At 52.6% G+C, this 17209-nt stretch carries 13 protein-coding genes; all 13 read right to left on the minus strand.

Annotated elements, in window-relative coordinates; all coding sequences use genetic code 11:
* Positions 1–8: 8 nt before the first annotated feature.
* On the minus strand, positions 9–1592 hold the full coding sequence (locus METMI_RS0101260) for a polysaccharide biosynthesis/export family protein (protein WP_156829738.1): 1584 nt from the start codon (positions 1590–1592) through the stop codon (positions 9–11).
* A gap of 306 nt (positions 1593–1898) precedes the next feature.
* On the minus strand, positions 1899–3026 hold the full coding sequence (locus METMI_RS0101265; protein ID WP_019864356.1) for a hypothetical protein: 1128 nt from the start codon (positions 3024–3026) through the stop codon (positions 1899–1901).
* A gap of 100 nt (positions 3027–3126) precedes the next feature.
* Positions 3127–4731, minus strand: a complete 1605-nt coding sequence (gene xrtA, locus METMI_RS22900; protein WP_083930137.1) for an exosortase A — start codon at positions 4729–4731, stop codon at positions 3127–3129.
* Positions 4646–6037 carry a TIGR03013 family XrtA/PEP-CTERM system glycosyltransferase gene (locus METMI_RS0101275; protein ID WP_019864358.1) on the minus strand — a complete coding sequence of 464 codons (1392 nt, stop codon included), beginning with the start codon at positions 6035–6037 and terminating at the stop codon, positions 4646–4648. Before METMI_RS0101275 ends, xrtA begins: the two co-directional genes overlap by 86 nt.
* Before the next feature lie 43 nt (positions 6038–6080).
* Entirely contained in the window at positions 6081–6869 is a 789-nt protein-coding gene (locus METMI_RS0101280) for a S1 family peptidase (protein WP_019864359.1), read from the minus strand.
* Between the two features lie 235 nt (positions 6870–7104).
* A complete protein-coding gene (locus tag METMI_RS0101290) occupies positions 7105–8931 on the minus strand; it encodes a VWA domain-containing protein (protein WP_019864362.1) in 1827 nt (608 codons plus the stop codon).
* A complete protein-coding gene (locus tag METMI_RS0101295) occupies positions 8928–9902 on the minus strand; it encodes a vWA domain-containing protein (RefSeq protein WP_019864364.1) in 975 nt (324 codons plus the stop codon). Before METMI_RS0101295 ends, METMI_RS0101290 begins: the two co-directional genes overlap by 4 nt.
* On the minus strand, positions 9899–10405 hold the full coding sequence (locus METMI_RS22905) for a DUF4381 domain-containing protein (RefSeq protein ID WP_019864365.1): 507 nt from the start codon (positions 10403–10405) through the stop codon (positions 9899–9901). Before METMI_RS22905 ends, METMI_RS0101295 begins: the two co-directional genes overlap by 4 nt.
* Before the next feature lie 21 nt (positions 10406–10426).
* Complete coding sequence (locus tag METMI_RS0101305; RefSeq protein ID WP_019864366.1) at positions 10427–11341, minus strand: DUF58 domain-containing protein; 915 nt, start codon at positions 11339–11341, stop codon at positions 10427–10429.
* Positions 11341–12324, minus strand: coding sequence for an AAA family ATPase (locus tag METMI_RS0101310; protein ID WP_019864367.1), 984 nt, complete (start codon positions 12322–12324; stop codon positions 11341–11343). Before METMI_RS0101310 ends, METMI_RS0101305 begins: the two co-directional genes overlap by 1 nt.
* Before the next feature lie 188 nt (positions 12325–12512).
* Positions 12513–14093: a peptide chain release factor 3 gene (locus METMI_RS0101315; RefSeq protein ID WP_019864368.1), complete on the minus strand. Its 1581-nt coding sequence runs from the start codon at positions 14091–14093 to the stop codon at positions 12513–12515.
* Positions 14094–14484: 391 nt separating this feature from the next.
* Entirely contained in the window at positions 14485–15189 is a 705-nt protein-coding gene (locus METMI_RS0101325; RefSeq protein ID WP_019864370.1) for a PEP-CTERM sorting domain-containing protein, read from the minus strand.
* A 216-nt stretch (positions 15190–15405) separates the two neighbouring features.
* Positions 15406–17070: an energy-dependent translational throttle protein EttA gene (gene ettA, locus METMI_RS0101330; RefSeq protein ID WP_029151419.1), complete on the minus strand. Its 1665-nt coding sequence runs from the start codon at positions 17068–17070 to the stop codon at positions 15406–15408.
* Positions 17071–17209 lie beyond the last annotated feature (139 nt).

The raw sequence follows: 17209 nt of genomic DNA on the forward strand, positions 1-17209 counted from the left end.
AGCCGTCCCTACTTCAAGAACACGCGGGCGCCGAGGCCCATCTGGTAGATCATGGTGGCGAACTCCTTGAAGACCTGGCGGTATTTGGGGTCGACGGCGGGCAGCACCATGATCTCGTCGCCGGGGCGGATGTCCGGTTCGCTGAACCAGCCGGAGCTGGCCTCGGTGTCCTCGAAGCTGCCGTCGCGGTGGGCGATGACGATGCGCGAGGTGTCGGCGCGCTGCGAGTAGCCGCCGGCGGTGGCGATGTAGTCCTCGATGTCCTTGTCGGCGGCGAGGGCGACGGTGTTGGGGAACATGACTTCGCCGCTGACCAGGACGAGGTTGTCGACGGCGGGGATGCGGATGACGTCGCCGTTCTCCAGCAGCAGCCGGTCGATGTGGTCGGCCTGGGCGAGCAGCACTTGCCCGCTGGGCTGGATGCTTTTGGCGCGGTCTATCCATTGCAGCATCATGGCGGCCTCTTCGGTGCGCAGCTGGGCCTCTTCCTGGGTGCCGGAGCGGGCGGTGAGGACGCTGGTCTCGAGGTGCTTGAGGGTGCTGTCGAGCATGTCCTTTTGCCGGGCGATGATGCTTTGCCGGAACAGTTGCAGGCTGTTTTTGTCGGCGCGGTCGTTGTAACGGACCTTGGCCATGAGCGTGCCCAGGCGGGTGCCGTAGGGGACGACGTATTCCTGGGCGCTGAGGTGTTCGCCTTCGACGCGCACGGTGATGGTGCCCTGCTTTTTGTCGGCGGTGAATTCGATGGTGTCGCCGCTGCGCAGGGGGACGCGGGCGGCGTCGGCGAGCGGGTAGTATTCGACGTTGAGGGTGGTGCCGGTGTTGCGGGTGACGCGCACATGGGTGGCGGTGGCCATGGGTTTGGCGAGCCGGGCGAGGTCGGCGACGGTGGCGCCTTCGCTGTTGAATTCGAAGCGTTTGGCGTTGGCGGCGAGGCCGGCGACCTTGACGCCCTTTTGTTTGGGGGTGACGAAGATGACGTCGCCGTCGCTCAGTTGGATGAGCGGCATCCGGCCTTCAAGAATGAAGTCGTAGAGGTTGAGGGTGGCGCGGGTGCGGTTGGCGCGCTTGACCTGGACGCCCAGGAAGGAGCCGCGTTCGACGTCGATGCCGCCGGCCTGGTCGAGGTAGTGCAGCAGGCTGTCCATGCTGGTGCCGCTGTAGAGCCCGGGGCGGTTGACGAAGCCGCCGACGAAGACGCGCACGGGCTGGGCGGCGGCGAGGCTGGCGTAGCTGTAGACGTTGGCGCGGTAGACGCGGCGCACGGCGGAGTCGACGACGCGCTGGAGGTCCTGGTTGCGCACGCCGAGGACTTGCAGGGGGCCGACGTGGGGGACAAAGATGTTGCCTTGGGGGTCGACGGTGAGCGGCGCGTCGTATTCGAAGGCGCCCCAGAACCGGACCTGGATGTTGTCGCCGACGGCGACGGCGTAGTCGGGGTTGAAGTGGGTGGCGCCCTCACGCGCGAACGAGCCGGTGAAGAGGTTGGCGCCGAACACGTCGCTGGCGAGGTTGGCGCTGTAGTCGTACTGTTGCGGCGGTTGGGTGGCGATCATGGGCACGTCGGCACTGGTGCTGTCGGCGGGTGGCATTGACGGAGTGCTCGCCGGAACACCAACCGATAGGGTACTGGCAAACGGTACAACCTGGGCAGGAGTGATGACAGTTTGGGTCGAGGACGGTGTCGGAGGGGCTATCGGCTGAGTGGTATCGCTAGTGCTGGCAGCAACGCCAGGAAGTTTGACAGACTCTTCTTTGGGGCTGGTTAACCCTAAAAATGTCTTTGTACTCGCACTCATCCCTCGAGCATATCCAGGTAAAGCAAATGTCAATATGGCGAAAAGAAAGGCTGTGTTTATAATTGTTAAGAAGCGTTGGGCTATGTTGCGAGTCATAAATTAGTCCTTATGGTCACGGATGATGGCGGCGAGCAGGTGGAGGATGCCGGCGGCGAGCAGGATCATCAGGAGGGAGACGGCGCTGTTGTAAAGGCGGCGCGGCTCCAGCGGGTATTCGGGCAGGGTCGGCGCTTGCAGGACGGACATTTTCTTGAGGGTCCGGGAGGCTTCGAAGCGGCCTTTTTCGAGGGCGGTCAGGGCGGTCTTGTAGAGGTCTTGGGTAAAGCCGGCCTCCATTTCCAGGCGCTGGTATTCTTCGACGGTGCTGTTGAGGGCCTTGCCTTGGGGGGCGGCCAGTTTGGCCTTTTCGCTGGCGATCTGTTTTTCCAGGGCGCCGATCTGCAGGTTGAGCTCGACGACGTTGGCGCTGTCCGGCATGAGGTAGCCGAGCATGGCGGCGCGGCTGGTCTGCAGGGTGCTCAGTTGGCCTTCCATGGCGTTGACGATGCCGGCGAGGTTTTCGGTGGTGCCCTGCGGGGACACCAGGCCGTGTTTGTTCTGGTAGTTGAGCAGGGCCTGGCGGGCGGCCATGGTGGCGCGGTTGATGTCGCCGATCTGCTGGCTCAGGAAGTCGACCTGGTCTTTGGCCAGGCTATGGGCGAGGGCGTTCATGAACCGTTCGCCGTCCCTGACCAGGGCGGCGGTGATGGCCTGGGCGGTCTGGGGGTCGTAGCCCTGGGCCTTGATGACGAGCACCCCGGCGTAGTCGTCGTATTCGACGCTGACCCGTTCGAGGTAGTAGTCGTAGAATTCTTCGACTTCCAGGATGTCGTTGTTCTTGGACCACAGCCGCGACAGCAGGTCGTGCCGGGGGTCGCTGTAATGGTCGCGCAGGTGCAGTTCGGCGTCGAGCTTCTTGAGCATGTCCAGGGACAGCAGGTAGTCGCGCATCAGCAGCTGGTCGGGCTGGTTGCCGGCGCTGACGTTGCCCAGCAGGGTCCCCAGGTCGAAGCTCTGCCCGCTGTTCATCTCGGTGCTCTGGATGATCACATGCGCCTCGGAGATGTAGCGGTCGGACGCGTACAGCCCCCAATACCCCACCGACAGCGCCCCGGCAACCACCGCCGAGGACAGGATCCAATGCCTTTTCATGGCGCCCAAGAGGCTGCTGTTTTGTTTTCGTTTCATTTTTATCAATATTCTTTGTAAGCTTTTAAGGCATCGTTTAGGGCGTCAAACCTGCAACTATTGGATATCCCAGGACTACCGATCCTAAATAGGTTTGGCATTATGAACCGGATGACAAATTATTTTGCTTCATAAAATCCACCAAGAAACTTGTTAGCACACGTCCCGCAGGCCGATAGTCCCTGTCCGACGATTGTGTCCATAAGACCACCTCTAATTCAGGTGCGGCATTACCCGTTAAGCGTTTAACTAACTGCCGCCATTTGACCCAATACCGGTTAGTGGTGATTTGGCCACCTATTTGATACCAATCCAGTGCTAAAACGGTCGCTTCCGCACCTTTTATCAGCGTCGAATTGACCGGCAGACCCATACCCGCATCCTCCGCCAATTGCGCAGGGCCAATATTTACCGAACGCAAGCGCTTAAAGTCAATAGGCCTGATCAGCATATTCTCAGAATTGACCAATTCCGCACCTTGGGCTTCTTTACCGAAACTGGCGCGGTACAGGCCTATTATGTCTTTACCATTGCTATAAAAGCTAATTTTATGGTCGACCGCCTGGTCAAATTGGGGCACCCAAATCCAGTTTGGGTTTTCTACCGGATGCCAACCGTCCGGCCCCGATTTTAATACATAAATAGGTAAACCGTTAACGGCCTGTTTATCCAACAACCAAGGTGACACTAATGGCCACAACCCGGACAATAGTGTAAATGCCACTATTGCCAACAGCATAGGGTTAACGCTTTGTTTAACCGTTTTTTTGGTGACAATTGAGATGGGCGTAAAAGGGGGGTCACGCCAAAAAGACCCCAGATAAAATAGCAACAGCATAACCAGGCCAAAAAAGACCCCGCCATAAACGAGATGGTCCACACCTACCGCTAAGGTCATATCGCTAAGGTGGCCGATCATGACTATCATATAGGCACGTAGGCCATTGGCAATAATGGGGACAATGCAACTCAGCAACATGAATAACGCCCGCTTCCAAAAATACGCGTAATTCAAATAGGCGAAAACAAAACCCAAGGTAATGGAGGCTATCAAATAGCTAATCCCGCTACACGCTTCTATAACCGACCAACTGCCTGATGTTAAAGTAAAAAAATTGCCGTCGCGGTAAACCGCCAAACCGCTGGCCCTAAGCAATTTAACGGTAAATGTCGTGGTAAACTCTATAAGTGCCGGGATAAGTTCCTCGCCCATAGGCACCATAAAAAAAAGGAAAAGCAAGGGAAACGACATGCTGAGGGATACCGTATTCCCTAATATTAGCCAAAAACCGCTTACCAACATGCCAACAACGGCCAATTGCTTGATAACCACAATATGGATTAAATCGGCGCTCAACCATATAAAACCGCAGGATATAATTCCCGCAAAAGCGAGGTAAGACACCGCTGGTGATAACTGAAGATAATAATATCTCCGTGACCAGATTAACCAAAGGCTAATTGGGGCGATCACGTAGCCATGCGTATAAGTCTTAGAACGGGCCCAAATCTCAGTAATTGAAGACCATGTGTCAAAAAAAACAGCTAATGAAACGGCTAAAACCAGCGCCAGGCCGATTAATGCCCTAGTCCAACCATTAGGCAAATGTAAGGCATCATTAACGCGCCCCTTTGCCCCACAATACCACTTCAACGGTATTGAACATAATGGATATATCCAGGAATAAGCTGTAGTTTTTAACATAGTATAAGTCGTACTGGAGTTTCTGAATGGTATCATCTTCACTGGCACCATAGGGATAACATAATTGCGCCCAACCAGTAATGCCGGGCTTAACACGATGCCTTTCACGATAATAAGGGATCCTTTCCTCAAACCCATTGACAAATTCAGGCCTTTCCGGACGTGGGCCGACAAAACTCATCTGCCCGCTGAACACATTAAAAATTTGCGGCAATTCATCAATGCGGAATTTTCTAATGACCCCCCCCACTGCGGTGACCCGGCTGTCCTTGGCTTGCGCCCATTGCACACCATTTTTTTCAGCATCATTCCTCATGCTCCTAAACTTCAACACTTCGAAGTTCCTGCCATCTTCACCCACCCGGATCTGGCGATAGAATATCGTGCCATTCCCCCCGCTTTCCAAAAAAATGGCCAGGGTGGCCAGTAACATGACGGGCCAAGTGACGACCAGCAACAAAGAACTCGCGAATAAATCAAATAAACGCTTTTCCCATGCCCGTAAACCGCCTTGCGCAAAACCATCGCTAAAAATCAGCCAACCAGGATAAGTGTTTTCTAAGGAAATAATGCCTTGTTCACGCTCGTAAAAACTGACCATATCAATCACTTTCAGCCCGGACATTTTGCAATCCAGCAAACCGTTAAGCGGCATGAAACGGCGGTTATCATCCAGGGCGACCACCAGTTCATCGGCTTTCAAACCCTCCGCAACAGCACGGATATCGTTGTTTTCATAATAGTTAACCAACAGCTCATCAACCGCGACTTGCTCGCCAGGAAAGCTGACAAAACCAACGATCTTAAAGCTTTTGTGTATGAAGCTATTATTGATGTCACTTAATTTACTGGCTTTCGTGCCACTGCCAATCACCAGCACCCGTTTTTTAAATTTTTCCAGGTTCGCAAACTTATAAAATAATTCCCGGGTTATAAAGATACCGACCAAGGCAAAGAAGATAGCTACCGCCAGCACACTACGCCCGATCAAAAATTCCGGGATGAAATAATAAATGAGCGCCAGGATAATGACCGCGAGGACAAAACTGACGCAAGTACGGGCCAAAAGATTGTAATCTTGGAGGCTTAAACTCCGGCGATACAAACCCATTGCGGCGCAAGACAAGGTTAGGACGCAGCCAAAAACGGTGCTGGAAACAATAATCCCATAATCGCTGTACCAGGACGCTGCCGTTAACACAGGGGCGGTAATCCCAAAATACATCGCACTAAAAAAAACCACAAACTCAATCAACAAAAGCGATAAATAAGCCCTTGATATATAGTGTCGAAAAATACGGATCACAGTCTTCCCTTTAAAGGTTTTTGGAAATTGGCAAGCGCGACAATCAATGTAGGTTTTTATCTTTGAGTAGGCTGGTCACATAATCAACCGGGATTGCATAAGAAATGCCGCTGGGGTTGGATAACAAATTTTCTTTGCTTTCCTGTACGAAGACCTTATCAATAACGCCGACCACATTGCCGTTATCAGCATCATAAAGGGGGCTGCCACTATTGCCTGGATAAGCTGTCGCATCCAGTTGGAAAACATTATACGGGGCGTCCAACCGTCTAAGTAATTTGGGGTTGATTTGTCCGGCCCTGAGTGTCGGAATGGCATTAGGGGTAATCGCAGAAACCATCCCCCTATGGGTGACCGGATAAAGCCCCAGCACCATGCCTATGGGGTAACCTGTGAAGGCATAGACCTGACCTTCTTTGACTAAGGCCGCATCACCCAATTTAAGAGCGGGCAACGGTTCGGCTATCTTCAACACGGCCAAATCATGGTCTTTATCCACTGCAACTTCGGTGGCCGTCTGCATTTTTTCATCATTGCCCTGCCGATAAAAAATAGCCATTTTCTCTAAATGTTCAATATCCAACAACTCAGGGACAACATGCGCGTTGGTGACGACCAGGTTACCCTGCCCCACCACAAACCCTGTGCCTAAAAAGTTTGCCCGGGGGCTCCGCTTGGGCAAGTAAGTCCCTACTGCGACTATGCTTGGTTTAACCCTTGCCAAGGTATCCGGCAACTTAGAGTCGGCCTTCACACCAGCCGTTATACCCCAGGCCAACAACAACGAGACCTCAACGCATAGCTTTAAAGGATTATGGGTATTTTTACTCATCTAGGCTCCTGGCACATGGAAGTAATTAACATTTTCTCCGGTATTATTACCTTGAAACCGGCCAGCTTTATTTTTGGCGCAGCCTACTTTTAGGGCGCCCCCGGCTAAAAACCGTAAGCAACAGATTGACTTAGCAAAACCATTGCAAAAAGATAAATTCCATTTTCTGGCATAAGCCAGCGTATTTTCCGGCTCCAGACTGTCTTTAATTAAGCCGCTAAGCTGTCGGGCCAACTCACCAACCCTCCTCGTCGCTCCCGTCGTTTGGGTTTCGCTGCTTATATTGATATTTGAATTTCCGCCTCAATAGCCCGGCCGGATCATCCGGGATTCTCTTCAGCCATTGCTCATTCGCTTGCTGTTGTTCGGTTGATTCAACATTAAGCGCGGGTTGCGCCTTATCTTCGGGTTTCACCGGAGGTTTTTCATGTCCGCCTTCAGCGGTTCCGCTTGCCGGTTCCGGCTTTTCAGCCTGGCCTTTGGCTTCCTGCGGCTTTTGTTTTTCCTGTTGTTGCGGCCCAGAGGCCGCCGGATCCGGACGCTCCGGCTTTGGCTCAGGTTTCTGGCTGCTATCGTCGCCGTCCTGCCCATCTGGTTTTTTTTGATCCCCAGTTGGGTTCCCATCAGCCGTTTGTTTAGCGTCTTTTTGCTGCGATTGCTGGCCTTGCTGTTTCTTTTGTTCTTGCTGCTGTTTTTCGAGCGCCTTGGCCACAATGTCCCTATTGTATTGGGCATCAGCATTTTTTGGGTCAATCACCAAGGCTTGGCCGTAAGCTTTTAAAGCCTCTTCCAATTGTCCGGAACGGGCTAAGGCATTGGCTTGGTTATAAAAATAATCGCTGCTCTCCGGTTGCGGCGCAGCCTGGTATGCTTTGAGGGCCTTACCATATTCACCCGCCTTATAATAGGCTGACGCCTTCCATTGTGGATCGGCAAATTGCTCTGCCGACTGGGCAAACTGCTGCCGCTGATATTTTGTTTGCGCCTGCTGGTCTGGCGTCTGCCATAAATCCTGCCATCCCAAAGCATAACTGTCGTTAGGGAACGGTATCGACAAACAAAACGCAATCGCCAATACGCCTTTCCTAAAATTCATTGCCACTAAAGGCAGTGCGAACAGCAACAACCACGGGCCTTTGTCATCCCATAATTCGACGACGACATTGCCATTGGTTTGTCCGCCTTGCTGGACAGCTTGGCCTAACCGTGCCAGCAAAGCGCGTATGTCAGTGTCGTCCGCCGTGATGGTCTGATAAACCCCATGGCCCGCTTGCGCCAATTGTGCCAAACCATTGGCATCCAATTTGGGGATAATGATGGTGCCCTGGGCATTTTTAACAAAACCGCCATTGACATCAGGAATAGGCGCCCCATCGGGGGTGCCGACACCCAAAATGGACAATTCATAGCCATCCAAGGCATTCACCGCCGGCAATACGGTTTCAATATCCACACCATCGGTGACCAGGACTATTTGCCCTTTTGGCAAACCCGCTTGTTTGAACAAGGCCACCGCTTGGTCGAGGACGGCCACGGTGTTGCTGCCTGCGCGGGGCATCATCCCTGTGGTTAATGCGGACAATTGGCTGTCGATAGTTTGGGTGTCATCCGTCAGCGGGGTCACCGTAAAAGCCGCGCCTGCGTAGACCAATAATGCGGCCTGCCCGTCTTTGCGCTGTTTTAGCAGGTCAGATATCTTGTAACGCGCCCGGACCAAACGGCTGGGTTTTATGTCTTGGGCATCCATAGACCGTGACAAATCCAGCGCAATGACCAAGGCCGACATATTCCTAAAGGCAGGTGCAGGCAAGCGCTGCCAAGTCGGCCCGGCCAAGGCGGTGATCGCCAAAAAAGCCGCAACCGCCCCGGTCATCAACAAGGCCCGTGTCGGTTTCACCGATTTTTCCTGCAATAAATACGGCAACAAGTCCTCATCACAAACCGATGCCCATACCCCTTGCCCCAATTTGCTCCGCCATAGCAAAACCAGCAACACTATCGCCGGCAACAAGGCCAGCAACATGAACGGCCTGATAAAATGAAAATCAGCGATCCCCGTCATAACCTCACCCGCACGGCACAAAGCCAAGCCACCAACCCCAACGCAACCGACAACGGCCAATAAAACAGCTCGCTGCTTGGGCGATAATATTGCTTGTCTTTTTCAATGGGTTCCAGCTCATCAAGCAGCAAATAAATGTTGTTCAATTCTTCGGCGTTACGGGCACGGAAATATTTGCCCCCGGTGCTTTCGGCGATCTTGACCAAAGCGCCTTCGTCCAAATCCACCGAAGGGTTGACTTTGCGGCTACCAAAAAAGCTGCGCACAATCATTTCATCCGCACCTATGCCTATGGTGTAAATCTTTAAATTTTTGGCTTTCGCCAATTCCGCCGCTTTCAGCGGCGTGACCTCACCCGCCGTATTGGCGCCATCGGTCATCAAAATTAATACCCGGCTATTTTCAGGCTGCTGCGCCAAACGTTTGACCGCCAAACCTATGGCATCGCCAATGGCGGTGTTGTCACCCGCCAAGCCTAATGCGGACTCGTTCAACAACGTAATGACGGTTTTCCGGTCGAACGTCAGCGGCGTTTGCAAGTAAGCTTGGCTACCAAACAGGATCAAACCGATGCGGTCACCAACCCGGCGGTTAATAAAATCACCCGCAACCGACTTGGCGGCCGTCAAGCGATCAACAGGTTCCTTATTCAGAAAAAAGTCTTGCGCTTCCATACTGCCAGACAAATCCACCGCCAGCATCAGGTCGCGCCCGCTGACCGCCTGCTCAACCGGTTCGCCCAACCACTGCGGACGGGCACAAGCCAAAATGAAAAAGCACCAAGCGATGCCCGCCATCCCTAACAGCCATTTCTGACGGGAAACGACGGCGGTTTCGCCACCGGTGAAATCATCTAAAAAAGGGACTTTTAAAGCCGCCTGCTCCACCACCTGATGCGCTGGCAGTAGCCAACGGACGGCTAAAGGCAAGGGCAAAGCAGCCAACAGCCAAGGCCATTCCAAATGGATCATAACGTTTTTTTCATGTGGATTGCTCCCTGCCGGACTGGCGGGGTGCAGTGCTTAAGCCAGTCTTCGCAGAGCTTGACCAATTCCGCGGTCTCGGCGTCCGACAATGGCTTTTGCCGATAAGGCGCGTCGGCAAGCAGGACGCCTATCCCCGAACTAAACCTAGAATCCTTAAGCTGGCTGTCAAGAAAAGCCAACCATGCGCGGCCCGTCAAACTTGCCACATCGCTACGCGGCGAAATGCTCATTGAAACACGCCGCAAAAGTATGGACAGTTCACAAAGTTTCTGTGCGTTATCCAAGTCCCGGTTATTTTTAATGGCCAACAAAAGCGTTCTCGCATTTTTGACAGCGGTTTTGCGGGTCAAGCGTTTATATAACCCGTACAAAAAAACCACTAGCCCCGCTATCACCACGGCCAACAACCACCAGCCTACAGCCGGCGGCCACCAACCAATGGCTTCGGGTAAATGGATGTCCCTGAGTTCTAGTTGCGTGGCTTGCATAATGTCATCGAAAAACGTTTTTCATCTTAAGCACTGTATCGGGTCTTCGGTAGTGCTGCATTGGATCAATGCCAGCCCCCTTTTATTGGCCAATAGCTCCAACCGTTGTTGCCGGTCAGTAAAATGCTGTTGGTATGCGGATAGGCGTTGTTCATCCGCACTATCGATAATCACTTCGCGTTCTTGGTCAGTAAACCGGTAACGCCCCTTATTGGCAGGCAAGCGCCTTTCTAAGGCATCGTAAACAAACACCAACACCACATCACAATGTTCCGCCAACTTGGCCAGATGGATTTCCGCTTGCGCGTTAAGGCCGCGAAAATCACTGATGAAATAAACCAGGCTGCCGGGGCGGGTATGGTGGGTCAACCTCGCCAGAACATGTTCCAAAGACATGCTGGATGGATTGGCGTTATCCGGCCATCCCCCCCCCTTAACTAAGGCGTCCAAGAACCGCAAGACCGCCTGCCTGCCGTTTTGCGGCTTTAATTCACGGCAAAATTGCTCGGAAAACAATTGCCCGCCGATGCGGTCACCTTGCTGCTGGGCTGTCCATGCCAACAATCCGGCCAATTTAGCCGCCAACACTGATTTGAACACGCCACGGGTGGCGAACTGCATGGCGGCGCGGTTATCCACGGAAATAAACACGGGCTTCTCGCGTTCCTCACGGAAGATTTTCGTATGCGCCGTACCTGTACGGGCGGTCACGCGCCAGTCGATGCTACGGATATCGTCACCCGCCTGATAAATCCTGGCCTCCTCAAACTCCATACCGCGCCCTTTAAAGCGCGAGACATACCCCCCGCTTTGCTTCGCGCGGAACTGCGGGTTATGCAACTTGATACGCGCGGCAAAACCAGCCAAATCTATCAGGCTGGCTAAGGAGACGGTAACTTTAGGGTTTGCGGTGGCTAATGGTTTTTTGGCTAACATCAAGGCACAGCGATTCTGGCTATCAGCTCTTTAATGAAATGGTCGGTGGTGATGCCTTCGGCTTCGGCTTCATAAGATAAAATCAAACGGTGGCGCAGCACATCAAAAGCCATGTCCTGAATATCTTCCGGCGCGACAAAATCACGTTGTGACAACCACGCCTTGGCGCGTGCGCAACGGTCTAAGGCAATGCTGGCACGAGGGCTGGCACCGTATTGCAACCAACCCGCCAAATCATCCCCATACGCTTGCGGATTGCGGGTCGCCAAAATGATTTGCAACAAATAGGTTTCCAAATTATCCGCCATGTACAAATCCAGCACTTCATTCCTGGCTGCAAATAATGCCGCTTGGCTAACCGCGACAAAGGGCTCGGCTTTAGCCTGCGCCGTTTGCCGCGCTTCAGTCCTAACCAAATGCAGGATGGCCTTTTCATGTTCGGCATTAGGGTAATCGACTTTGACATGCAGCAAGAAACGGTCAAGTTGGGCTTCCGGTAAGGGATACGTGCCTTCTTGCTCTATGGGGTTTTGGGTCGCCATCACCATGAACAGGCCGGGCAAAGGGTAGGTCGCCTGCCCTACCGTAATTTGCCGTTCCGCCATCGCTTCGAGTAATGCGGCCTGCACTTTGGCGGGGGCACGGTTGATTTCGTCAGCCAGTATCAAATTGTGGAAGAGCGGGCCTTTTTGGAATTCAAACGAACCCTGTTGCGGCCGGTAAATCTCCGTACCGGTCAAGTCGGCAGGCAATAAGTCAGGCGTAAACTGGACACGGTGGAAATCACCTTGGATACCTTTGCTGAGGATATTGATGGCACGGGTTTTGGCGAGGCCTGGCGCACCTTCAACCAGGATATGCCCGTCCGCCAACAGGCCGATCAACATACGCTCAACCAGCACATCCTGGCCGATCACTTGCTGGTTAATAAATGTTTTGAGTTTACTTAAAGCTGTTTGTGCGTCGCTTTGTTGTTCAGACATAGTTTAGGAATTTATGGATTAAGAAAACTGAATAGATAGCCCAACAGATTTATTTTAGCCGTTATCCTCATAATGCCCTAGTCTTTGGGCATTTCCGCATTTTTCAATGCCACCCATCAAGCCAGAACCCGATCAGTTTACAATCAAGACCACTCAGTATCCCGCAGGGCATAAATCTTGCCTTGCGGCTATAATTCCCGCGTCGCACTAAAGTGAATATCCGGCCACCGTTCTTCGGTCAGCTGCAAATTGACGCGGCTATTGGCCACATACACCAAATACCCACCGCCGTCTTCGGCAAGATTATCAAAGGCTTTCTTCTTGAATTCTTCCAATTTGGCGGGTTTGTCGGAACTGACCCACCGGACGGTGGAGATGGGGATGGCATCGTACACACATTCGACATTGTATTCGGCTTTCAAACGGAACGCAGTGACATCAAACTGCAACACCCCGACCGCGCCCAAAATCAAATCGTTGTTTTTTAACGGGCGGAACAGCTGGGTCGCGCCTTCTTCGGTCAATTGCACCAAACCTTTTTGCAGGGCTTTGGCGCGTAACGGGTCTTTGAGCACCACCCGGCGGAACAGTTCCGGTGCAAAATACGGGATGCCGCCGAATTTTAAAATTTCACCTTGCGTAAAAGTGTCGCCGACCTGGATCGTACCGTGATTATGGAGGCCGATAATATCACCTGGATAAGCTTCTTCCACCGCTTTCCGCGAGTCGGCTTGGAACGTGAGCGCATTGGACACCTGCACCGCTTTGCCCAAACGGACGTGGTGGATTTTCATGCCTTTATCAAATTTTCCGGAACAGACCCGCAAAAAGGCGATGCGGTCACGGTGCGCAGGATCCATATTCGCCTGCACCTTAAAAACAAACCCCGTGAACTTGTCTTCTTCCGGATCGACAGTGCGTTGTTCGGCTTCGCGTGGCCTGGGCGACGGCGCGTATTCGGCAAACGCGTCGAGCAATTCCAAAATCCCGAAATTGTTGATCGCCGAACCGAAAAACACCGGACTGAGCTTGCCTGCCAAATAGGCGTCCAAATCGAACTCATGGCTGGCGCCTTTGACCAAATCAATCTCATCGCGCAATTCTGCGGCCTGGTCGCCCAACAAATCGTCCAGCTTGGTATTATGCAAGCCTTTGATCACTTCCGCTTCGGCAATCCTGCCGCCATGTTGGGCGCTGAACAGATGGATTTCATCTTTGTACAAATGATAGACGCCTTTAAAGCGTTTGCCCATGCCGATAGGCCAGGTGATCGGGGCGCATTGGATTTTCAGGACATTTTCCACTTCGTCCAACAACTCAATCGGCTCGCGGCCTTCACGGTCAAGCTTGTTGATGAAAGTCAGGATCGGCGTGGTGCGCAACCGGCAGACTTCCATCAGGTTGATGGTGCGCTCTTCCACGCCTTTTGCCACGTCAATGACCATCAGCGCGGAATCCACCGCCGTCAAGGTGCGGTAGGTGTCTTCGGAAAAATCCTCGTGGCCGGGGGTGTCGAGCAGGTTGATGATGGCGTCTTTGTGTTCAAACTGCATGACCGAGGTGGTCACCGAAATGCCCCGCTCCTTTTCCATTTCCATCCAATCGGAAGTGGCATGGCGTGCCGCTTTACGGCCTTTGACCGAACCCGCCAACTGGATCGCACCGCCAAACAGCAAGAGTTTTTCAGTAATGGTAGTTTTGCCCGCATCGGGATGGGAGATGATGGCGAACGTGCGCCGCCGTTTAAGTTCTGAATGGTTTTCTGACATGCCGCCTGACTGCTGTACCCAAAAACGGTGGATTATAACTGATTCATCCCCTATATGTGCGGCGAATATATTAGGGAACGGCTTACACCTGAGCGGCAAGCGATAACGATGTGGAAGCCACGCAAACGCAGGATGCCAAGATTATCCTGCCCAGGAAGGCACAACAAGCGCGCCAGTATTGCCGGAAGGACGGACGTTTAACATCCGGCGGCCAATGTGTTTACCCGCAAACCCAAAACAGCCATGCCAACTGTCAGGTTTATTGACACCTTCCAAAAAGCGGCGATTATTGCCGCACCCGTAACCCCCTCTTACCGGAAGGCGCCCCTAAAAACAAAAAAGCCGCTCAATGAGCGGCTTTTTTGTTAAAACCAGAGAACTAGGCAATCAATTAAGCATTTTTTCTTTTACGGAAACAAGATAACCCAGCCAAACCCAACCCCATCAGAACCAAACTGGAAGGTTCTGGCAACTCCCGGTTAGTTTCGACCAAATCCAATGCCAAATCAGAGGATATACCTGCGATGATTGTCATTTGAATCCGTTGTATCTTGGTAAAGTCCACAGCCGCGTAGTTAGTGAATGAACTAAACAAAAAAGTTTGGAGACCCACGTTCAGTCCGGACAACGTCAAGCTGGCGATATCCCCACCTTGGGCGAGCGTGTCTTTAATATCAAATTTGATGCTCACAAGGCCCACATCAATGCTGGATATGCCCAGCAGCAACGCAGTGGATGCGCCGCCGTCAGTCAAATCAACGCCGCCCAAACCACCAAAAGTACCGTTATTAGCGTTCCAAAGCACGGACGTTGTTGAAATGACATTGGTGTTATTGCTGACCGTCAGGGAGCCAAAATTGGGGCTGGTGTTTGCCGCTATAGTGGTAAAGCCATTGGTGCTTTGTATGTCTAATTTACGGAAGCCACCGATAGCTTCAGGGGCCGCCACTTGAGAGCCAGAGACAGCAACAGGGCTGGCCAGGAACTGTGTTGTAGTGTTAAATGTATCAATATTTAACGCATGTGCTTGGTTTGCCAAACCCAATGTGCCCGCCAGCAACAGGCTGGCCGACAGGGTTTTAAATTTACTATTCATTTTTTTATCCTCTTTAAGAAAAGCTGTTTGGTTGGAAAGGGGCTACCCTATAATGCATAAAGCAACTTACATACCAAAAAATCAACTTATTGTTATATAGGGCACTTTTAGTTGTTTCCTTTACCATCAGCCAATAAAATGTAAATAAAACTGACACTCCAACCAACCCTCCCTAAACTTTGTTTTTTTCCGGCCAACCCTGCCGCCCGTTTTTGGTCACGCTAATTTCTTATATTTCAAGCGTTTTGGGTTGTCGGCGTCACTGCCTAAACGGCGATGGCGGTCCGCTTCGTAATCCTGATAGTTGCCTTCAAACCAGACAACCTGGCTGTCGCCTTCAAATGCCAGCATATGGGTGGCGATCCGGTCCAAAAACCAGCGGTCATGCGAAATGACCACGGCGCAACCCGGAAAGGCCAACAGGGCTTCTTCCAAGGCCCGTAAGGTTTCCACGTCCAAATCGTTGGTCGGCTCGTCAAGCAACAGGACATTGCCACCGGTTTTCAGCAACTTAGCCAAATGCACGCGGTTACGCTCACCTCCGGACAAGTCACCGATACGTTTTTGCTGGTCGCCGCCTTTGAAGTTAAAACGCCCCAAATAGGCCCGTGACGGGGTTTCGTATTTGCCGACAGTGATCATGTCCAAACCATCGGACACCTCTTCCCAAACGGTTTTCTTGTCATCCATGTCATCGCGCAACTGGTCCACATAAGCCAATTGCACGGTTTGGCCCATCGTCAAGGTGCCCGAATCCGGTTGCTCCAAGCCCGCCATCATACGGAACAGGGTGGACTTACCGGCGCCGTTCGGGCCGATGATGCCGACGATGCCACCGGGCGGCAATTTAAAGCTCAGGTCATTGATCAATAACCGGTCACCAAAGCCCTTGCTGATATTATTGGCTTCGATCACGACATCACCCAAACGCGGCCCGGGCGGAATATAAATTTCTTGGGTTTCGTTACGTTTTTGCACTTCCACCGATGACAATTCATCAAACCGCGCCAGACGCGCCTTGCTTTTGGCATGGCGGCCTTTCGGGTTGGTGCGCACCCATTCCAGCTCTTGCTTCATGGCTTTTTGGCGGGAAGACTCTTGGCGTTCTTCCAACAACAAACGCGCCCCTTTTTGTTCTAGCCAACTGGAATAATTGCCTTCCCAAGGGATACCGGATCCCCTGTCCAATTCCAGTATCCAACCGGCGACATTGTCCAAAAAATAACGGTCATGGGTCACGGCCACCACAGTGCCCGTATAATCGTGCAGGAACCGCTCCAGCCATGCCACCGATTCCGCATCCAAATGGTTGGTAGGCTCGTCCAACAACAACATGTCAGGGTTGGACAGCAACAAACGGCACAACGCGACCCGGCGTTTTTCGCCACCCGACAAAGTGGTGACATCGGCGTCCCAATCCGGCAGACGCAAGGCGTCGGCGGCGACTTCGAGCTTGCGGTCCAGGTTATGCCCGTCCATCGCGTTGATGATGTCTTCCAGGCGCGCTTGGTCTGCCGCTAGCTTGTCAAAATCCGCATCAGGCTCGGCATAAGCGGCATATACCGCATCCAGTTCAGACAATGCGGTTTTGACATGGGCGACGGCTTCTTCAATGTTGCCGCGCACATTTTTACTGGCATCAAGTTGTGGCTCCTGAGACAAATAACCAATATAAATGCCTTTTTGGGGGATCGCTTCGCCTTCGATTTCCTTATCAAGGCCCGCCATGATTTTTAGCAAAGTCGATTTACCGGAACCGTTCAAACCCAGCACACCGATTTTCGCACCCGGAAAAAATGACAGGGAAATATCTTTGAGTATATATTTTTTGGGCGGGACGATTTTGCCGACCCGGTTCATGGAATAAATATATTGAGCCATAATGTCTGATTATATCGTGGTTAAAAAGCTATTATTTCACAGTTATCCGAGTTGGCGCACGGCTTACGGAACCTAACAAACCGTCAAATGCCCGCTGCCTAGCGCTGGAAGGGCTTGCCAACCGCTCCATAACGTTTCC

The organism is Methylovulum miyakonense HT12, from assembly GCF_000384075.1.
GTDB lineage: Bacteria > Pseudomonadota > Gammaproteobacteria > Methylococcales > Methylomonadaceae > Methylovulum > Methylovulum miyakonense.